General features: G+C 38.4%; 22 protein-coding genes and 2 riboswitches. Of the genes, 6 read left to right on the top strand and 16 right to left on the bottom strand.

Going from position 1 to position 19,664, the window contains the following annotated elements; genetic code table 11:
• Positions 1-17: 17 nt before the first annotated feature.
• A riboswitch (cobalamin riboswitch) is annotated at positions 18-205 on the bottom strand.
• A gap of 185 nt (positions 206-390) precedes the next feature.
• The 11 genes from QFZ87_RS17480 to katA form a co-directional block, all read right to left on the bottom strand.
• Complete coding sequence (locus QFZ87_RS17480) at positions 391-828, bottom strand: VOC family protein (protein ID WP_309863990.1); 438 nt, start codon at positions 826-828, stop codon at positions 391-393.
• Positions 829-1,032: 204 nt separating this feature from the next.
• Positions 1,033-1,605, bottom strand: coding sequence for a 5' nucleotidase, NT5C type (locus tag QFZ87_RS17485; RefSeq protein WP_309867952.1), 573 nt, complete (start codon positions 1,603-1,605; stop codon positions 1,033-1,035).
• 15 nt (positions 1,606-1,620) lie between these two features.
• Positions 1,621-2,091, bottom strand: a complete 471-nt coding sequence (gene ribH, locus QFZ87_RS17490) for a 6,7-dimethyl-8-ribityllumazine synthase (protein WP_309863993.1) — start codon at positions 2,089-2,091, stop codon at positions 1,621-1,623.
• A 226-nt stretch (positions 2,092-2,317) separates the two neighbouring features.
• On the bottom strand, positions 2,318-3,511 hold the full coding sequence (locus QFZ87_RS17495; protein ID WP_309863995.1) for a bifunctional 3,4-dihydroxy-2-butanone-4-phosphate synthase/GTP cyclohydrolase II: 1,194 nt from the start codon (positions 3,509-3,511) through the stop codon (positions 2,318-2,320).
• Between the two features lie 55 nt (positions 3,512-3,566).
• The gene (gene ribE, locus QFZ87_RS17500) at positions 3,567-4,226 is read right to left on the bottom strand and encodes a riboflavin synthase (RefSeq protein ID WP_309863997.1); all 660 of its coding nucleotides are present in this window, start codon (positions 4,224-4,226) and stop codon (positions 3,567-3,569) included.
• 15 nt (positions 4,227-4,241) lie between these two features.
• Positions 4,242-5,324 (bottom strand): bifunctional diaminohydroxyphosphoribosylaminopyrimidine deaminase/5-amino-6-(5-phosphoribosylamino)uracil reductase RibD, encoded by a 1,083-nt coding sequence (ribD, locus tag QFZ87_RS17505; RefSeq protein WP_309863999.1) that lies wholly within the window; start codon positions 5,322-5,324, stop codon positions 4,242-4,244.
• Positions 5,325-5,450: 126 nt separating this feature from the next.
• Positions 5,451-5,597: riboswitch (FMN riboswitch) on the bottom strand.
• 97 nt (positions 5,598-5,694) lie between these two features.
• Positions 5,695-6,165: a GyrI-like domain-containing protein gene (locus QFZ87_RS17510; protein ID WP_309864001.1), complete on the bottom strand. Its 471-nt coding sequence runs from the start codon at positions 6,163-6,165 to the stop codon at positions 5,695-5,697.
• Positions 6,166-6,307: 142 nt separating this feature from the next.
• Positions 6,308-6,832 carry a CBO0543 family protein gene (locus QFZ87_RS17515; RefSeq protein ID WP_309864004.1) on the bottom strand — a complete coding sequence of 175 codons (525 nt, stop codon included), beginning with the start codon at positions 6,830-6,832 and terminating at the stop codon, positions 6,308-6,310.
• 32 nt (positions 6,833-6,864) lie between these two features.
• A complete protein-coding gene (locus QFZ87_RS17520) occupies positions 6,865-7,953 on the bottom strand; it encodes a serine hydrolase (protein ID WP_309864006.1) in 1,089 nt (362 codons plus the stop codon).
• Positions 7,954-8,048: 95 nt separating this feature from the next.
• Positions 8,049-8,891: an oxidoreductase gene (locus QFZ87_RS17525; RefSeq protein ID WP_309864009.1), complete on the bottom strand. Its 843-nt coding sequence runs from the start codon at positions 8,889-8,891 to the stop codon at positions 8,049-8,051.
• 97 nt (positions 8,892-8,988) lie between these two features.
• Complete coding sequence (gene katA / locus QFZ87_RS17530) at positions 8,989-10,449, bottom strand: catalase KatA (protein ID WP_309864011.1); 1,461 nt, start codon at positions 10,447-10,449, stop codon at positions 8,989-8,991.
• 262 nt (positions 10,450-10,711) lie between these two features.
• Here katA and QFZ87_RS17535 point away from each other — a divergent pair, with 262 nt between their 5' ends.
• Entirely contained in the window at positions 10,712-10,915 is a 204-nt protein-coding gene (locus QFZ87_RS17535) for a hypothetical protein (protein ID WP_309864015.1), read from the top strand.
• Positions 10,908-11,108, top strand: coding sequence for a YwbE family protein (locus QFZ87_RS17540; protein ID WP_309864017.1), 201 nt, complete (start codon positions 10,908-10,910; stop codon positions 11,106-11,108). The genes QFZ87_RS17535 and QFZ87_RS17540 overlap by 8 nt, the downstream gene beginning before the upstream one ends.
• Positions 11,109-11,199: 91 nt before the next feature.
• On the opposite strand, the gene QFZ87_RS17545 is transcribed toward QFZ87_RS17540, so the two are convergent.
• The 4 genes from QFZ87_RS17545 to QFZ87_RS17560 form a co-directional block, all read right to left on the bottom strand.
• The gene (locus QFZ87_RS17545; RefSeq protein WP_308079787.1) at positions 11,200-11,400 is read right to left on the bottom strand and encodes a cold-shock protein; all 201 of its coding nucleotides are present in this window, start codon (positions 11,398-11,400) and stop codon (positions 11,200-11,202) included.
• Positions 11,401-11,670: 270 nt separating this feature from the next.
• Positions 11,671-12,420, bottom strand: coding sequence for a Cof-type HAD-IIB family hydrolase (locus QFZ87_RS17550; RefSeq protein ID WP_309864018.1), 750 nt, complete (start codon positions 12,418-12,420; stop codon positions 11,671-11,673).
• 143 nt (positions 12,421-12,563) lie between these two features.
• Positions 12,564-14,279, bottom strand: a complete 1,716-nt coding sequence (locus tag QFZ87_RS17555) for an ABC transporter ATP-binding protein (protein ID WP_309864020.1) — start codon at positions 14,277-14,279, stop codon at positions 12,564-12,566.
• Between the two features lie 125 nt (positions 14,280-14,404).
• Complete coding sequence (locus QFZ87_RS17560) at positions 14,405-14,707, bottom strand: iron-sulfur cluster assembly accessory protein (RefSeq protein WP_309864022.1); 303 nt, start codon at positions 14,705-14,707, stop codon at positions 14,405-14,407.
• A 357-nt stretch (positions 14,708-15,064) separates the two neighbouring features.
• Here QFZ87_RS17560 and qoxA point away from each other — a divergent pair, with 357 nt between their 5' ends.
• The 4 genes from qoxA to qoxD are packed head-to-tail and all read left to right on the top strand — an operon-like array spanning position 15,065 to position 18,888.
• A complete protein-coding gene (qoxA, locus tag QFZ87_RS17565) occupies positions 15,065-16,033 on the top strand; it encodes a cytochrome aa3 quinol oxidase subunit II (protein ID WP_309864024.1) in 969 nt (322 codons plus the stop codon).
• The gene (gene qoxB, locus QFZ87_RS17570; RefSeq protein WP_309867956.1) at positions 16,023-17,999 is read left to right on the top strand and encodes a cytochrome aa3 quinol oxidase subunit I; all 1,977 of its coding nucleotides are present in this window, start codon (positions 16,023-16,025) and stop codon (positions 17,997-17,999) included. The genes qoxA and qoxB overlap by 11 nt, the downstream gene beginning before the upstream one ends.
• Entirely contained in the window at positions 17,989-18,594 is a 606-nt protein-coding gene (gene qoxC, locus QFZ87_RS17575) for a cytochrome aa3 quinol oxidase subunit III (protein WP_309864027.1), read from the top strand. The genes qoxB and qoxC overlap by 11 nt, the downstream gene beginning before the upstream one ends.
• The gene (gene qoxD, locus QFZ87_RS17580) at positions 18,595-18,888 is read left to right on the top strand and encodes a cytochrome aa3 quinol oxidase subunit IV (RefSeq protein ID WP_308079795.1); all 294 of its coding nucleotides are present in this window, start codon (positions 18,595-18,597) and stop codon (positions 18,886-18,888) included.
• Positions 18,889-18,947: 59 nt separating this feature from the next.
• On the opposite strand, the gene pssA is transcribed toward qoxD, so the two are convergent.
• On the bottom strand, positions 18,948-19,649 hold the full coding sequence (gene pssA / locus QFZ87_RS17585; RefSeq protein WP_309864030.1) for a CDP-diacylglycerol--serine O-phosphatidyltransferase: 702 nt from the start codon (positions 19,647-19,649) through the stop codon (positions 18,948-18,950).
• Positions 19,650-19,664 lie beyond the last annotated feature (15 nt).

A 19,664-nucleotide genomic window follows, 5' to 3' on the forward strand; every position in this document is an offset into this window, starting at 1 on the left:
CTCCTATCCGCGTAGGCTGTTGTGTTCAAAAACAGGCAGGTTTCCTGGCTCATGATCATCGCTCCCTAAGTCTTCCCATCTATCGACAGTGACATGTTTAGGTTGCTCCCATTTACAGTGGCGGGACCGCGTTGGCTTTAAACCAACTTCCCTATTAAGCTAAAAGTCTATTTAAGACCTTAGCACCTGTTTTACCGAGCTATTTTTTTATGTTATCACTATTATAGTAAAAAACTGATTGGTTTGTATATGATTTTATTTTTTGAATGGCTCTGTTAAATTTAAATGTTGATTTTTATATAATAAATTAGGGAAACCTTCATTTGTCGAGGTTCCCCATTTTTTTCAGCTAATGCCCCGTTTGTCCAACAAGGAGAAAGAACGGCTTGTTTATTTGATTTTCTCCGCCAACTCTAAAATAATTCCCTCTGGACCACGAACGTAGCATAACTTATAACTTTCTTCATATTGCTGTATCTCACTAAAGACTTCCGTGCCCTTCTTTTTCAATTTTGCAACAATAGCATCAATATCTTCAACAGCAAAGCAAATATGTCGGATACCCAGCGTATTTGCAAAAGGTTGCTGAATATCTTTTTCATCTGACGGCGTATAAAATTTGACTAGTTCTATCCATGCTTGACCATCTGGCATCCCCAATCCTACACATGCCGTTTTAACATCATTAAGCCCAACTATTCTGTCCAACTGTTCTCCTTCCAATTCCCATTCAGCTCGCACTTCAAGTCCTAAATCAAGAAAAAACGCTTTAGCCTCTGAAAGATCATTTACGTTTATACTTACATGATCTATTCTATTGATCTTCATATCTAATACCTCCTTGAGACAAACTGCTCTTCACAGAATTATTCAATTAACTTATTGCAAATTCCTGCAATGATAGTTAAATAAGCACTATACAGCGAATTTTGATAAGCGTAAACTATCGTAATTGATTAAACGTCCGCCGACAGAGGAAGAAGGATCAACATAGCCTTTTGAATAAGAAAATAAGGCTGACCAATGTCAGCCTCATTTTTCAATTTCGCTTAAAATATCCTTCAGCTCTGACCAACAATGAATTCTTGGTAATTGAATATGTTGGTTATATGAGCTGTGTTTCATAAAGACACGGGGTCCTGATTCAATTAGGGTTTCCAAAACGGCAGGCTTATCATCAAAGTAATAACCTAACCCTAATTGCTTAATAATATTGATTTTCTCTGAATCCTTCATGCCGCAATAAAATGAGCCCTCAACAACAGGAAAACCTGCATTCACCAACCATTTCCTTGAACGTTCACAATGAACTAATGGTCTTGAAGTAATATAATAAATCTCATGCCCGTCCTGCTTCAGCTCGTTTATCACTTCAACTGCATTCGGAAATGGTAAACAGTCTGTGTAATAAATCTCTTCTAAGGAGTCATTCCACATCTTACTGCCTTCTTGATCACTTAACCCGAATGGTTTATGTATCTCCAGTGTTGTTAAACTGTGGAATTCTTCAATCGGAATTGTCAGCTGCAATTTTTTATTATATAAATGAAAGGCATGCTCTCTTAGATTTATTAATGTATCATCAATATCAAACCCGAACTTTATCATTTTTCTGCTTTCTTATTGCTCAATATTTCTACATAAATTAGCCATTTCGATGGCAGAGACAGCAGCATCCCATCCTTTATTGCCTGCTTTTGTTCCCGCACGCTCGATAGCTTGTTCAATGGAGTCCGTTGTTAACACTCCAAAAATAACCGGAATGCCACTAGTTAATGCAGTCGCTGAAACACCTTTAGCGGCTTCATTACAAACATAATCAAAGTGAGGAGTTGAGCCACGAATAACCGTACCAAGCGTGATGACTGCATCATACTTTTTACTATTCGCCATTTTTTGAGCAATTAACGGGATTTCAAATGCACCTGGCACCCAAGCGATATCAACGTTTGCTTCTTCAACACCATGTCTTTTTAGCGCGTCCTGTGCTCCGCCTAATAATTTACTTGTAATAAATTCATTAAAACGTCCAACAACGATTCCAACCTTTAATCCTGATCCTACTAAATTTCCTTCAAATGTGTATCCCATGTGTCTTCCTCCAAATAATTATATTTTTGTCTATATATTAATGCTTTGTTAAAGTTGTCTGTTGATTTCCGTTCCAGGCACTTCGCTTTCCGCGGGCGTTCCGGGAGCCTCCTCGTCGTTCCTCCTGCGGGGTCTCCCGAGACCGCTACTCCCGCAGGAGTCTTCGCGCCTTCCACTCCAATCAACAGAATATAGAAATCTGCAATGTTCTTTAACACAGCCAATATTAATAATGAAACATGTGCCCTAATTTATCATGCTTTGTCCGTAAATAATTGGCGTTTTCTTTTCTCATTTCCATTTGCAGTGGCACCCGCTCAATTACCTCGAGGTCGTAGCCCTTCAAACCTTTTATTTTTCGGGGATTGTTCGTTAACAGCATCATTTTCTTAATGCCTAAATCTTTTAAGATTTGGGCACCGATGCCGTATTCCCTTAAATCAGCTCCAAAGCCCAGCTTTTCATTCGCTTCAACGGTATCATAGCCTTCTTCTTGCAGCTTATACGCTCTCATTTTATTTAACAGACCGATTCCGCGTCCTTCCTGGCGCATGTACAAAAGAACGCCATTTCCCGCTTGATTGATTTGACTTAAGGCTGCATGAAGCTGTGGCCCGCAATCACAGCGGTAGGAACCAAAAACATCCCCTGTTAAACATTCTGAATGAACCCTGACAAGAACAGGCGTTTCAGGGTCGATTTCACCCTTCACTAATGCAACATGTTCTTTATCATCAACAAGATTGGAATACCCCACAGCTTTAAAGGTGCCAAATTCTGTAGGCAAATTGATTTCCACCTCACGTTTGACCAAGTTATCCTTTTTGTTTCGATATTCAATCAAGTCTTTAATGGTAATCATTTTTACATTAAGCTCATCCGCTATTTTTCTAAGCTGAGGAACTCGAGCCATAGTTCCATCTTCATTCATGATTTCACAAATGACCCCAGCAGGCTTGGAGCCGCACAATCTAGCTAAATCTACAGCTGCCTCTGTGTGTCCTGTACGTCGCAACACTCCACCTTTTTTTGCGATTAACGGGAAGATATGACCGGGTCTTTTAAAATCACTTGCTTTTGCTTCAGGATCAAGCATGCTCAAGACAGTGGCTGACCGTTCATATGCGGAAATACCTGTCGTTGAAAACTTATGATCAATACTGACTGTAAAGGCGGTTCCGTGAGGATCTGTGTTTTTCGATACCATTGGCATTAAATCCAATTTTTGAGCTAACTCTTCTTCTATCGGTACACAAACCAGCCCTCTGCCGTGAGTGACCATAAAATTAATAACCGATGGGGTGGTTTTTTCAGCTAGGGCAATAAAGTCCCCTTCATTTTCTCTATCCTCGTCATCACAAACAATGATAACCTTTCCTTCTTTCAGATCCGATAAAGCTTCCTCGATCGTATTAAACATGCCAAACCACTCCTTTTTTTATCAATTAACCCAAAGCCGTTCCAAAGGAAATATTTTAATAAAATCCATTTTCTTCTAAAAAATTAGCTGTTATTCCTTTTCGACTCTTTTGCTTTGAATCATGTGTTAGGTTTGTTAAAAAATGACCTACATATTTACCGATCATATCGCACTCGAGGTTCACAATGTCCCCAGTGCCCTTTAACCCTAGTACTGTTTCAGCTAATGTATGGGGTATTAACGATAAAGTAAAGCTGTCCTCCGTTACAGCAAAGACGGTTAAGCTTGTCCCATCTACTGCAACCGATCCCTTTAATATGACATATCGCAGTAAATCGGGATCTGCTTCAATTTCATAATAAACCGCATTCTCAAGCGCCTGTTTCCTTTTAATGACCCCAGTTCCATCAATATGGCCAGACACAAAGTGACCTCCAAATCTTCCCCCTGCAGCCATCGCTCTCTCTAAATTAACTTTTGAACCACGCTTTATTGTATGTAAGCTCGTCGCTTTCACCGTTTCAGGCATGACATCAACGGTAAAATGCTTTCCTGAAAAAGAAGTGACGGTCAGACATACTCCGTTGACAGCAATACTGTCACCAAGTTGAACATCTTCAAGTATTCTTTTCGCTTCAATCGACAGAACAAACGATTCACCCGTTCTTTGAATATTGGCAATGCTTCCTATTTCTTCAATGATTCCAGTAAACATACTAGTTTCTTCTCCTTACATAGGTTCTGCAATGATTCTTATATCATTACCAATCCTATCTACTTGTTTAATGTTCAATGAAACGGCTTCAGCTATTTTTTCAATCCCATGCCCACCAAATAAAGTTGGCGCCGATTTTCCGCCAATTAATTTTGGTGCAATATAGGTAATAATCTGTTGAAAAGATCGTTCCTCTAAAAAGCTTCCATGCACTTCTGCGCCACCTTCAACAAAAAGTGAAGTCATTCCCCTTTTTCCGAGAATATCAAGTAAATCCTTTATACGTATGTGGTTCGTTTCCATTTGGATTATTTCAACGCCCCATTCCATAAAAAGATTGATTCGCTCACGTGCTACAACATTCCCTGTCACAATCCAAGTCGGTGCTTGATGATCAGTAACAATCTTGGCATTTATTGGCGTTCTTAGGTGCGTATCAAGAATAATTCGGATAGGATTTTTCCCACCAGAAGACATTCTTGTTGTTAAAGATGGATTGTCCTTTATTACGGTATTAACACCAACTAATATCCCGTCATGCTGATGGCGAAACTGATGAACATCGGCTCTTGCTTGCTCACCCGTAATCCACATACTCTCACCAGTTACTGTTGCCGTTTTCCCATCTAAACTTGCTGCCGATTTTAATGTGACATACGGCAGGCCTGTTTGAATGTTATAAAAAAAGACTTTATTCAGCTCACGAGCTTCCTCTTGGAGTAAACCAACCTCCACTTCAATTCCTGCCTTTTTGATTCGCTCAATTCCTGTTCCTGCTACTTGTGGATTTGGGTCAGTTGTTGCCACAAATACTTTCCTTACCCCAGTCCTAATCACCAAGTCACTGCAGGGCGGAGTTTTTCCATGATGACTACACGGCTCAAGTGTTACATACAAAGTAGCATCCTTCGCTTTTTCACCCGCCATTTGAATGGCATGTACTTCTGCATGTGCTTCACCTGCTTTTAAATGGGCACCCATTCCGATAATTTGGCCATCTTTCACCAGCACAGCACCTACCACAGGATTTGGGGTTGTTTGACCAAGCGTTCCTTTGGCAAGATCTAAAGCTAGATTCATGTAAAATTTATCATTCATTATTTTTTCTCCTTTGAAAAGGATTAAAAAAGACCCTGAAGAAAATGAATTCTTCAGGGTCGTTAAAAAGGCATTAGAAAATAAAAGCTTAAAAATAGGTATACTTCACCCTACCCATAAACCTCGTTTTTCCTTCTCCCATCCAGACTGTAACTGTCGGCCCTGGAGTTTCACCAGATCCACCGTTTATCCAAGCAGATAAACGGGTCACGGACTAAGAAGCATCGCTTCATCACCGCCGGTTAGGAATTTCACCTGACCCCGAAGGAATTATTTAGATATATTAAATGTTATTATACTTAATTCAAACAGTAAAGGAAAATGTCTTTTAAATTTTCAGACTAAAAAACGGCCTTAACAAGGCCGTTTCCTATTCCTTATATGTCTTGACAGGTAAATAAATTTCAAAATGGAGTTCTCCTGTCGCATTTTGATGCTTATGCTTTTCTTGATAAACTTCCAAACTTAACGCATGGTGATCCTGCTCGTATCCATATTCTTTCATCCAATTGAACAGTCGAAGGTATGTATTTTCTACTTCCTCTGGTTTTCCTTTATGGGTAGTGTATACATAATTTTTACTTGGAATCGTAAATCCAACCATTCCTTCTGGGATCACGTCAAGCTTATCAACAGGTGTTGTGACGTAATAGGTAAACTCTGTTTCCCTGCTATGAAAAGGTGCAATGAGAACAGGCTCTTTTGTCTGATAGGGTATTTCTTGCAATCGTGATTCCATTTTGTTAAATAGACTCGGGATGGTGCTTACTTCTGAATAAGTACCTGTCCACGAAATTCCCACTACCTTAATTTCTTCTTTTTCAATTACTTGGATCGCCAAGCTAATCCCCCCTTTGTTCCATCATATTTCTAATATTCTAATAATATCCCTTAAAATCCTGCAAAAATATTTCGACTTCCTGTGTTATTTCTTATTTTGGAAAAAAAAAACAACCTTATAAAAGGATGTTTTGAGAAACCCGTTATTTTAAAATACTTGATGAAATATCAAAAACATACCATAGTAAAGTTGCATAGAGGGCAGAAAGAATCCAAGCTAAAAGTGGTTTATAATAATGTATCGCTAGAACTGAAAACATAACGAAACTAAAAATGGCCGACCACCCTAAATTCCAACCATTCTTATGAACCAATGCCCCTAATTTTAAATCAACAAATTCATTTAGCGTGTATACAATGGTCCAAAAAAAGATATTCACTAGTTTCCTCTTAAAAGACTTCGGCATATGACCGAGAAATATACTAATAGTAATTGGATACTTAATTAACATAACCAGAAAGGCTATATGAGTGTGTTTAGCCCAACCTTTATCACTTCCTACAGGCACGTATTCCCACATACTATGCTTATAGAACAAATATTGGTAGACCAAATCACCTACCATTAAAAAAAGAAAGGTGGGATAATAAGCTTTCCAGTTTTTCCAATCTCCCCATTTGATTGCTGAAAAAATATATATGGCCCCGTATATTACATTCAGATTCACCAGGATGCTCCTTCGCGCTCTTATTACACCTATTATTTCCAATTAATTGTAAAGTTATCAGTTGCAAATGGTGTGCGAAGATTCTTTGTTTCAAATTGAATAGCTACGAGCTGCTGATAGGGCGAGAACCTTCCAAAAAACCCATTGTCATTAGAAGGGTTATACAAATTCCCAAACAGTTTTCTTTCTAAAACGTCAGAATAAAAGGATCCTTTTTCAATAGGCATTGGTATGCTGTCAATTGTTGCTGCTACTGTTATCGCCAGCTTTTTACTTCTTTCTTTCGCAATCAACTGATGATGATTGTTAACGATTGAGGCGATTTCTGCGATTACCTCTTGTGATTTTTCATAGGCAATCCCTCTTGTCGTAATCGCAAGCGTATACGGTTCATCTGCAAAAATAATGGCCGCATCGTTGTATATTAAATTCATTGGAATCATTCCAACTTTATGAGCAACCGGCACATCCTTAATTCCCTGTGGAATGGTTGTGTTATAAACCGTATGTTCAAGGTATTCGACAAGCTTCTTCCCATTGGCGCTTTGATTCGAATATTGATACAGTTCCACTACGTAAAGAGTTAAATCATCAGCAGAAGTGAGATTCCTTCCTCCAGGATAGGCGTTGACCGCCCCGAGGCTTTTTAAAAATGCCACAAACTGATTGGGGCCCACCCGCTCCTTCAACATAATGAAAGCTATATTATCACTATATGTCATCGCTTTTTCGACTAATTCATCAATAGTATAAACCGAGCCCACCTTGTCATTTTGAATCACACCGCTTCCACCAGAGTAATGCTTGCTTTGATAGGTTAGTTGTTCGTTTAAGTCAATCTTTCCTTCATCAGCAAGTTTCATGACGAATAAGGCTAACGGCAGTTTAATGGTACTCGCTGCTGAAACCTGTACCTGGCTATTTAAAGAATAGCCATCATTTGTAACGAGATTTTTATAACGGAGTGTCACTTTCCCTTGGTAAGGTTTTATGTATTCGGCTAGATCTGCCTGAAGGGTATTAAATTCTTGGTTTTGATCGGCTTTTACTGTTTGGATCAAGACTCCCTCTGTAATCAATAAGAAAATGAGTATGAAAATGATTATTCTGTTTATTAACACTATCTTCCCTCCTAGTAACTAAGTACTAGTTTAATAGGGAAAAGAGGAAAATTTTGTCGAAATTTGCAGATTGTTTGAGTTTTTTGTAATATCTTTTATCGATGCAGTTTCTTAATAAAAATCTTCTCCCAAAGCTTCCATGGGATAAAATTTCTTAATAGGAGAGTTGTCCTCACTCCTTTTCCAATTGGATGCCTTAAACTCGGCCCTTCTTCTAAAGCAATACTGGCTATTTTCTCTGCTACATCCTTAGGGTTACCAAACTGTCCTTCCCCTGAAGAAATGTAGTCCTCGATACTCTTCATATATTTATAATAGGGTGAATCTGTTTGTAGTGATAGTGTGGTAACTTGTTTACCCGACGACCAGATATTTGTCTTATAGGACCCCGGTTCAATTAAAGTGACAGCGATCCCAAACGGTGATAACTCTAATCGTAAGCTTTCACTCCACCCTTCCAAAGCATGTTTAGAAGCAACATATGGTGATAGTCCTGGAAAAGCGATTTTCCCACTAATGCTGCTAACATTAATAATTTTCCCGTTCCCCTGACTTCGCATAAAAGGAAGAACAGTCTTAGTCACTGCTATGACGCCAAAGAAATTAGTATCGAATTGTTTTCGGTATTCTTCCATCGTAATTTCCTCAACGAACCCGGCTGCGGCATAGCCAGCATTGTTCACTAGAACATCTACCCTGCCAAGACGTTCAATTAGAACTGCTAATCTTTCAATCGAACTCTCTGAAGTAACATCCAGTTCATGAACAATTACATTCGATTGTATAGAGAGTCTTTTTGCCTCTTTTAATAGCTCCACACTTCTTTCTGCATTCCTCATTGTTGCGATTACTTGAAATCCCGATTTAGCCAACTCTATAGCTGTTAATAGTCCGAACCCACTAGACGCTCCAGTTACAATTGCAATTGGTTGATTCATGTACCATTTCCCCCATATTTTTACTATCTACATAATACCATGAAAAAAGGCCGTTCAGCTTTTACGAACGGCCCTTACTTTTTTGATAGTCTTACTGTTACTTCACTTCTTGTGGTATGGCTAAATTCAATCCTTTTGCAATTCGCTCACCATACTCTGGATCTGCTTTATAAAAATGCTGAATTTGACGGAGTTTAATATCGTCTCTTTCAACTGGCTTCATTGCACCGACAATAGTTGCAACGAGGCGTCCTCTTTCTTCTTCAGACATTAAGCGGTAGAGGTCACCAGCCTGGGTGTAATGATCATTTTGATCATAGGACACCTGCTCAGCAACACCTGATACCTGGAATGCAGTCTGTTTATGTTCTGGTGCTTCTTTTGGTCCACCATAGCTGTTTGGCTCATAGTAAACAGAGCCTCCGCCATTATTATCAAAACGCATCGCACCATCACGTTGATAGTTGTTCACTTCTGCCTTAGGACGATTAATTGGCAGTAAGTTATGGTTTGGTCCTACACGATAGCGATGGGCATCAGAATAAGCAAAAATACGACCTTGAAGCATTTTATCTGGTGATGCTTCGATACCAGGAACCATTGTTCCAGGAGAGAATGTCGCTTGCTCTACTTCAGCAAAGTAGTTTTCAGGATTGCGATTTAGAACCATACGGCCTACCTCAATTAGTGGATAATCCTTGTGTGACCATACTTTCGTCACATCAAATGGATCAAAGCGGTACGTATCAGCATCTTCAAATGGCATGATTTGAACATGAAGTCTCCATGCAGGGAAATCACCATTTTCAATGGCATTATATAAATCCTCTGTATGATAATCCGGATGGTCACCTGCTAATTTTGCCGCGACATCAGGTGACATGTTTTTGACACCTTGCTCCGCTTTAAAATGATATTTAACCCAAACAGCTTCACCCTCTTGATTTACCCATTTGAAGGTATGGCTACCATATCCATTCATATGACGAAGTGTAGCGGGTAATCCACGATCACCCATTAAATACGTCACTTGGTGTAAGGATTCCGGTGATAAGGACCAGAAATCCCAAACTGCATTTGGATTTTTCAAATGAGTTTTTGGATCTCTTTTTTGTGTATGAATAAAATCAGGGAATTTAATTGCATCACGAATAAAGAAGATAGGTGTATTATTTCCTACTAAATCATAGTTTCCTTCTTCGGTGTAAAATTTAACAGCAAAGCCGCGTGGATCACGAACTGTATCAGCTGAGCCAAGTTCTCCAGCTACAGTTGAGAATCGAATAAACATTGGAGTTTGTTTTCCCACACCATTGAACAATTTTGCCTTTGTGTATTTGGACATATCATTGGTCACTTCAAAATAGCCATGTGCTCCAGCTCCTTTTGCGTGAACTACACGCTCAGGTACTCGTTCACGGTTGAAGTGAGCTAATTTCTCAAGTAAATGTACATCTTGAAGTAATGTTGGGCCGCGTGAACCAGCAGTCATAGAATTTTGATTATCACCAACTGGTGCTCCATTTCCTGTTGTTAAATGCTTGTTAATATTACTCATTTAATCACCTCGTAAACTATTTTTTAAACTTAACTAGATTATAATATAAATCTTATTAAAATCAATATTAATTTATAATAATTTTAAATTAATATTGATTATCAATTAATTAACATGTACCCACTACTACATACGTATTAAAAATATAGGACGTTATGCCAAAATTAAGAAATATCCTTCTTAAAAATTCTTAAGGATTTATTATTAATATAGAAAAAAATAGATTATACTGTAGGTAACGTAAATTATGGGAGGCTTTTTTATGAGTGAAGTAAATCAAACAAACCAAAACGAGGAACCAAAAAAGAAGATTAGTTTACAAGAAGCGATGAAGCAGCAGCTTTTAAATAAAAAGAATAATTCGGCTGCAGCGAATGCCTCATCAAATAACTCTAATGCTACGCAAAAAATGAAAAGTCAGCAAACCAAGAAAGTAAGTAATACACGGAGAAAAATGGGTGTCTAACGGCCAAAATCGAAAGGATATTCACCCAGGATTGGCAGTTAAAATCGTCCTAAAGGCTGATCAAAGAAGCGGCAAACTAACTGCAGGTGTGGTTAAGGATATTCTAACCAATTCAAGTTTTCATCCCCATGGGATTAAAGTCAGGCTAACAGATGGACAAGTTGGCAGAGTACAGGAAATACAAAATATGTAAATGAAATTTCATAAGCTTTCGCCATGTTGGCGGAGGCTTTTTTCCATGAAAAAACAGACCCCGTTTTGGAGTCTGTTCTATTGGTGGGTCATTATGCTTTACGTACGTTAACCGCTTGTGGTCCACGTTGACCATTTTCAATTTCAAACGTAACCTCTTGACCTTCATCCAATGATTTGTATCCTTCGCCTTGAATTGCAGAGAAGTGTACGAATACGTCCTCTCCACCTTCACGCTCAATGAATCCAAATCCTTTTTCGCTGTTAAACCATTTTACTTTACCATGTTCCATTTCTTTGTAGCCTCCTAGCATGTACCTTATACATGAAATTGCAATTTACTTGCCTGATTATTTTTACCCGCAAATGAAAACCTTATACTCATATTTTTAAAAAAATATTATATAACATGTATGCCCTTCGTTTGAATGATGAAGGAAAATATTCGGTTTAATTACAAAGGTATTGTCCTTCATCCGGTTGATGAAGGACAATATTCGCATTGGTTACTATGGTTTTGTCCTTCATTCGGTTAAAGACAATTTTTTTTATCTTTCGTCCCTTCAGAGAACCCATTTATAAATAGCTTTGGCAACTCCGTCCTCTTCGTTTGTTGAGGTAATCCAGTCGGCAGATTCTTTCACAATGTCCTGAGCATTCCCCATCGCTACACCGATTCCCGCTTCTTTAATCATCATTAAATCATTCATACTATCCCCAACAGCCATAACATTTTTCATCTCAATATCCAAGCGGCTGCAAACCATTCTTAGCCCTTTCGCTTTATTAATACCCACAGGATTCACTTCAATATTCTTTAAAGTTGAATTAGTTAGTTCAAACTCACCTTTTGCTTCAAGCTCTTGTTTAATGAGCTCTCTTGTTGCGTCATCGTCAATAGTAAACCCAAATTTTAACCACTCGATACTATGTAGGTCCTCAGGCATTTCATTATGCCAGCTGCGTTCTGTACTGATTGCCCAAAATTTCGTTTGATGATGTTTTGTAAGTTCCCACATCCATTGGATCAGCTCAGAGTTCACCAAGTTTCTTTCCACTAATTCCCGTTTATCATCCCAAACTTCACTGCCATTTACTGTTACTAAATAAGAGGTGAGCTCAAGTGATTCGGAATGCTCCCGACTTGTATGAAAGGAGCGTCCGGTACTTAATACAACAGCTATCCCCTTTTCCTGTGCCTCCTTAATCGCCTTGCGGTTGGCATCAGATATCTGGCCTTTTTTATTCAAAAGAGTGCCATCCATATCGAGTGCGACAAGTTTGATCTCAACATCATTTAAAAAATTATCCATATGTATGAATTCTCCTTTCGCCCTTTTACCTTACTAGGGTAACACCTTTTGCTTAAAATAATCAAAACTTTAGGTTTACATAATTATATTACATTAAACCACAAAAAGAACTCTTCTATGTTCGGAAGAGTTCTTTTTGTGGTTTATCTCTGAAATTGCACACGATGAAGGTTTGCAAAAATACCATCTTGTTCAATTAGCTCATCATGACGACCTTCCTCTGCAATCCCATCTTCTGTTACTACAATTATGCGATCGGCGTTGCGTATGGTCGCAAGTCTGTGGGCAATAATAAGGGTAGTTCTGTTTTGAGCGAGCTCCATCAATGCTTCCTGAATCACCATTTCCGTTTCCGTATCTAACGCAGAGGTAGCTTCATCCAAGATTAATATCGGAGGATTCTTTAAAAACATCCGTGCAATGGCAATACGCTGTTTTTGGCCACCGGAAAGTTTCAAACCTCTTTCACCAATTTGCGTCTCATAACCGTCAGGTAAAGAAGCAATGAACTGCTCAAGATGTGCACGGCGTGCGGCATCAGCAATTTCTTCATCCGTTGCATTCTGCTTCCCATATGCAATATTTTCACGGAGAGTTCCTGTAAATAGAAACACATCTTGCTGGACAATTCCTATTTGTGAGCGTAACGACTTTTTCGTCATGTCACGAATATCCATGCCGTCAATGGTGATTCCGCCGCTATTTACATCGTAAAACCTGGGAATTAACGAGCAAATGGTTGTTTTTCCTGCTCCAGATGGGCCAACAAAAGCCACCGTTTCACCTGCTCGAATCTCCAAATCAATATTTGCAAGAACAGACTTATGTCGATCATAACGAAAGGAAACATCATTAAAAACAATATCTCCTTTTAATAAATCAACCTCCACAGCATCTTTTGTGTCCTTTACCTCCGGTTCTGAATCTATTAATTCAATAAAACGTTTAAATCCAGCCATTCCTTTTGGATAAAGCTCCATAATGGCGCTAATTTTATCAATCGGTTTAAATAGAACATTTACATATAGAACAAACCCAACCAGGGATCCATAAGTCAATTGACCTGTAAAGCTCAACCATGACCCATAAACGAGAACGACAATGGTTATGAGACGTGTCATCATATATATTCCTGATAAGCTAAATGACATAACCCGATATCCACCTAATTTTGCCGCCCGATAGGTTTTATTGTTCTTTTTAAATCTAGCAATCTCAAATTCTTCATTTGTAAATGATTGAACGACGCGGCTCCCTGATACACTGTCCTCTACTCGTGCATTTACATCCGCTATGCTTGAATACATTTGCCCCCATGCTTTATTCATTTTCAAATTACAAACAACAACGAGTATCATTAAAAATGGAAGCACTAAAATAGCAACAAATGCGAGTTTTACGTTGATTGTCAACATAATCCAGAACGCACCAATAAAGGTCATCATGGCAATAAATACATCTTCTGGTCCATGATGGGCGAGTTCACCAAGATCAAAGAGATCATTCGTAATTCTGCTCATAATATGCCCAGTTTTCGTATTATCAAAGAATCGAAACGATTGCTTTTGAACATGTTCAAACAACTCTTGCCTCATGTCTGTTTCTATATTAATTCCTAGCTTATGCCCCCAGTAATTCACAATAAATTGTAAGAAGGTGCTCAATAAATATAGAAGGAAAAGACCGATACTAACTGCCACAATCGTTTGCCAGTCCCCTCCAGGCAGTAATTTATCAATAAACCACTGCACTGCTAACGGAAAAGCCAATTCCAAAATGGCTACGACAACCGCACTACTAAAGTCAAACATAAACAGTCTCTTATGCGGACGATAATAAGAAAAAAAACGACGAATCATAGATAATCTCCTTTTTTTCTAAGTTAGCAATAATAGGATTATATGAGAAATATGTAAACAATTTCAAGTTTTTTGAAAATTATAGTTAAAAAAACGCTTGGATTGCTCTCCAAACGTTTTGCATTTTAATGATGATGGTGTACACCCTTTGATGGATTGGTAATCAGCCATTCTTCATTTGGGACATGGAAGAATTGGATCCAAACATTATCTAAATAGTCATTATTTTTTTCTACAATAAAATCAATATCCTTATCCGATTGAACCACTATATCATTTTCTGTTGGAGTATCGAGCATCAAGTCATAGTGTGCATGATCTCCATGAATACTCGTCACATAAACTCGAAACATTTTTCCTTGTGCTTCCTCTTGATCCAACATTTTTTTCAATGCTTTTGCTGCATTGCGGTTAATTTTGACCTTCATTATTATGCTCTCCTCTTTCTATGTATTCCCTATTATTATCCCATGTTTGCAGGGAAATAGACAACTATAAGTGCTACAGAATGCTATTTGCACCCCTTTTACCAAATCATCCCATGAATAGGATTTATTATCCTTAACAAATTTGTCACAACTTTTTTCAAAAACCTATGTTATCATCACACCTATGTTGTTAATATTGTGTTATGGAAAGAAAACATACAAATTATTATTACCTAATAATTAGTTTAATTATGTTTCTTTGTTTTTTTGTGTAAAGGAATGGCTCTAACAAAGTTTGTGAATGAATTCACGAACAAATGTGAAAAAACGAACAATTATTGGAGGGGAAAAATCTCAATGTTTAAAAAGAACTACTTCGTTCCACTAATAGCTTTACTGCCTGTATTGCTTTTAAGCGGCTGCGATACGAATATGCTTGTTTTTGAACCCAAAGGTCCTGCAGCAAGAGATATTCTTGACTTAATCAATTGGTCACTAATCTTCATGCTCCTTGTTGTTGTTGTCGTTTTCGGTTTATTTGGTTATATCATTTGGAAATACCGGGCAACACCTGAAAATAAAGATTACGAGCCACCTGAAGAACATGGCAGTACAAAATTAGAGTTTATTTGGACTATTATTCCTATTTTAATAGTTATTGCTCTAACCATTCCAACAGTAAAAACGATTTATAAGCTTGAAAAAGTTCCTGCAGGCTATGAGAAAAAAGAGCCGATTGTCATTCATGTTACATCTGCCGATTGGAAATGGATTTTCAGTTATCCTGATCAAGGCATTGAAACAGTCAATTACGTAAACATCCCTGCAGGCACACCTGTTGAATTTAAATTAACTTCAGCTGGTACTATGCAATCTTTCTGGGTGCCTGAATTAGGCGGTCAAAAATACACAATGAATAAGATGGAAACTCAATTGTACCTTACTGCTGATAAGCCAGGAGAATTTTTAGGTAGAAATACCAACTTTAACGGACAAGGATACGCTGGTATGGAGTTTACCGTTGAAGCAAAATCACCAAAAGACTTTGAAAAGTGGGTAAAAGAAGTTAAAGAAAAGGCTCCGAAATTAACAGAGAATAAATACTTTGAACTCCTGAAGCCAACACATTTAGGCCGGGAAACATATATCGGTACACATTTAGCTTGGGTTGACCACGCTAAAATGAATTCTAAGACTTATACAAACCCTGAATTGTATGAAGTCCATGGCGTGAAAGGTAAGATTTTTAAAGAAAAAGAAACTAACAGTGAGTCAACGAAAGATATGGATGGAAATTCAAATGGAGGTGAACACGATGGGAATTAATTGGCATGACTTTTTTATCGTCGGAAACCCGTTAATACTAGGTTCACAGATTGCTATTGCACTAACAATGGTAGGTATTCTAGCTGGTGTTACCTATCTAAAAAAATGGAAATGGCTTTGGCGTGAATGGATCACTACGGTTGACCATAAACGAATTGGTATCATGTACATCCTATCTGGTGTATTAATGTTTTTCCGTGGTGGTGTAGATGGACTATTAATGAAAGCCCAAACCTCACGACCTGAAATGCAATTTTTAGACGCACAGCATTATAACGAAATTTTCACCACTCATGGTGTAATTATGATTTTATTCGCGGCAATGCCACTATTAATTGGCTTAATGAACGTCGTGATTCCGCTGCAGATTGGTGCACGGGACGTAGCATTTCCGCAATTAAATGCGCTTAGCTTCTGGTTATTCTTTAGCGGTGCGATGCTATTTAACATCTCGTTTGTTATTGGTGGTTCACCAGATGCTGGATGGACAGCCTACTTCCCTCTTGCTGGGAAAGAGTTTACCCCGGGTATCGGTAACAACTATTATGCGGTTGCCTTGCAGATTGCCGGGATTGGAACATTGATGACAGGTATTAACTTTATCGTGACAATCTTAAAAATGAGAACAAAAGGTATGAAACTAATGAGAATGCCGATGTTCACTTGGACATCATTTGTTGCATCAATCATTATCGTAGCATCCTTCCCAATCTTTACTGTTGCGCTTGCTCTAATGACATTTGACCGTATTTTCGGTACCCATTTCTTCACGCTAAGCGGCGGTGGGATGGATATGATGTGGGCCAACTTGTTCTGGCTATGGGGTCATCCTGAGGTGTATATTGTTGTACTTCCAGCCTTCGGAATGTTCTCAGAAGTCATCTCTACGTTCTCTCGAAAAATGTTATTTGGTTATAAATCAATGGTCTTTTCCGTTGTAGGTATTGCTTTCTTAAGTATGCTAGTATGGGTTCACCACTTCTTCACAATGGGTGCTGGACCAGCAGTTAACTCAGTCTTCTCGATTACGACTATGATGATTGCCATTCCAACTGGTGTTAAAATGTTTAACTGGTTATTCACGATGCGTAAAGGCCGTATCCAATTTACAACAGCGATGCTTTGGGCACTTGCGTTCATTCCTTGCTTTGTAATCGGTGGTGTAACTGGAGTTATGCTTGCAATGGGTGCAGCCGATTATCAATATCACAATACGTTGTTCCTAGTAGCTCACTTCCACTATGTATTAATACCTGGTGTTGTGTTTGCCGTATTTGCTGGTCTTTACTACTGGTGGCCAAAAATGTTTGGGCATATGTTAAATGAGAAGCTTGGAAAAATCCACTTCTGGTTCTTCGTTATTGGATTTAATTTAACGTTTATGCCAATGTTCTTCCTTGGTCTTAACGGAGCAGTTCGACGCTCATATACCTATTCTGTTGAATCAGGTTATGCTCCTTTATTCCTATTATCAGCTATCGGTGCAGTTATTTTAGCCATTGGCTTTGGTGCCCTTTGCTATAACATTTATTGGAGTGCTCGTTATGCAGACCGCAATATCTCTAACGATCCATGGGATGCAAGAACACTTGAATGGGCGACTGCCTCACCTGCTCCATTCTATAACTTTGCAAAGCTTCCAGAAGTTAAATCACTTGATGCTTTCTGGTATATGAAGAAAAACAATGAAGGTTTATCACTTAAGGATGATGAAATAAAAGAAATTCACATGCCTAGTAATTCAGGCCTGCCGTTCTATATGGGCGTTGTTTTTGGCATTACAGGTTTTTTCTTAGTTTTCGAATGGAAGATTGCGGCTCTTGTCGCAACAGTAGGGATGTTAGCAGGATTAATCATACGATCCTTTGATTATAATGATGGTTTCCATGTTCCAGTCGATGAAATTAAAGCAACTGAAAAAGCATGGCGGAACATCGATAAAGGGGTGAACAACCATGTCAGCTAATGTGAATACAGCATTACCTCTCGAATATCAAACAGAGCAAAACAGAATGAATATCCTTGGTTTTTGGATTTTCCTTGGGGCGGAAATTGTCCTCTTTGGAACACTCTTTGCGGTCTTTTCCGTATTAAATACTAGATATGCAGGAGGTCCAACTCCAAAGGACCTCTTTGAGATAAAAGATGTCATGGTTGAAACTATCCTATTGTTAACTAGTAGTTTTACCATGGGACTAGCGATTTACGAAATGCGCCGTCATAACCGTAATGGAATGTTATTATGGTTTATTATTACGATTTTGCTGGGTGCTGGGTTTGTTTTCATGGAAATCACTGAATTTATTCACTATGTCCATGAAGGAGCAACCATGCAGACTAGTGCTTTCCTTTCCAGCTTCTTTGTCTTGTTAGGCACGCACGGTCTCCATGTATCCATGGGTATTGGATGGGCTGTCATGGTTATCCTCCAAATCTTACGTAGAGGCTTAACACCAGTTACAGCAAGAAAGACCTTTATTATCGGCTTATACTGGCACTTCTTGGATGTTGTTTGGATCTTTATCTTTACATTTGTGTATTTAGCAAGGATGGTGGGTTAAATGGCTAAAAATACAAAAGGATTTCCCTTTACACATGTTTTAGGATTTATTTTATCACTTGTGCTCACCTTTGCAGCACTTGGTGTAGCACTTAAAACATCATTACCATTTAAAACAATCCTTTGGATTATTGGTTCACTTGCTGTGATCCAAGCCGGACTACAACTGTTCATGTTCATGCATATGAACGAAGGTGAAGACGGCAAGTCCAATTTGGTTAACATCGGTTATGCCTTTTTCATTGCAGTCGTAACCGTTGGAGGTTCTATCTGGGTTATGTCTTTCGGTATGTAATATCAAAAAAGGTGTCAGGCGTTCCATGTGAAATTATCACATGGTGCCTGACACCCTTTTTATTTTGTATTATTTTTTCTTTTAGTACGTACCAATTGATACCCGATAAAGGCAACATATAGAGGAATGGCTACATAGATGAAGTATGGAAAGCGATGCTGTTCTTTTTTAAATACAAGGTAAATAGCATAACCAAGAAAAAGTGTAATGATGATTCCGTATTTTGGCAGCGGAATATCCTTTAAACTAGGAATTTTTATCGTACTCACCATTAAATAGCAAAGAACGAAAAAAGCAATTGGAAGAATAATTGCAGGCATTTTTCCATGAAACAAAGTTAAGAGTGTTAACAATCCCCCTGCTGCCGTAATCGGAACACCCGTAAAATATTTTAGAGAGGATTTTACAGCGTTAATATTAAAACGTGCAAGTCGATAGGCACCGAACAATGGGAATAAACCGGCAATGGCCATTCCAGCTACTCCAAAATTACTGAAATAAGAATAATAGGCCATCATGGCAGGAGCCACGCCAAAGGTGACAATATCCGCCAAAGAGTCAAGCTCTTTGCCTAAATCACTTTCTACACGTAACATCCGTGCAATTCGCCCATCCATGCTATCGAGCATCATGCCTATCAATATCAATATGGCTGCATTTTTGTAGTCCCCTTGTGCTGAATACATCACCGACAAAAAGCCAAAGAATAAATTTGCAAGGGTAAATAGATTAGGAATACTGTTTCTAATAATATGTATCACTCCAAAAAAAATTAT

The sequence above is a fragment of the Bacillus sp. SLBN-46 genome (assembly GCF_031453555.1).
Classification (GTDB): Bacteria; Bacillota; Bacilli; order Bacillales; family Cytobacillaceae; genus Neobacillus.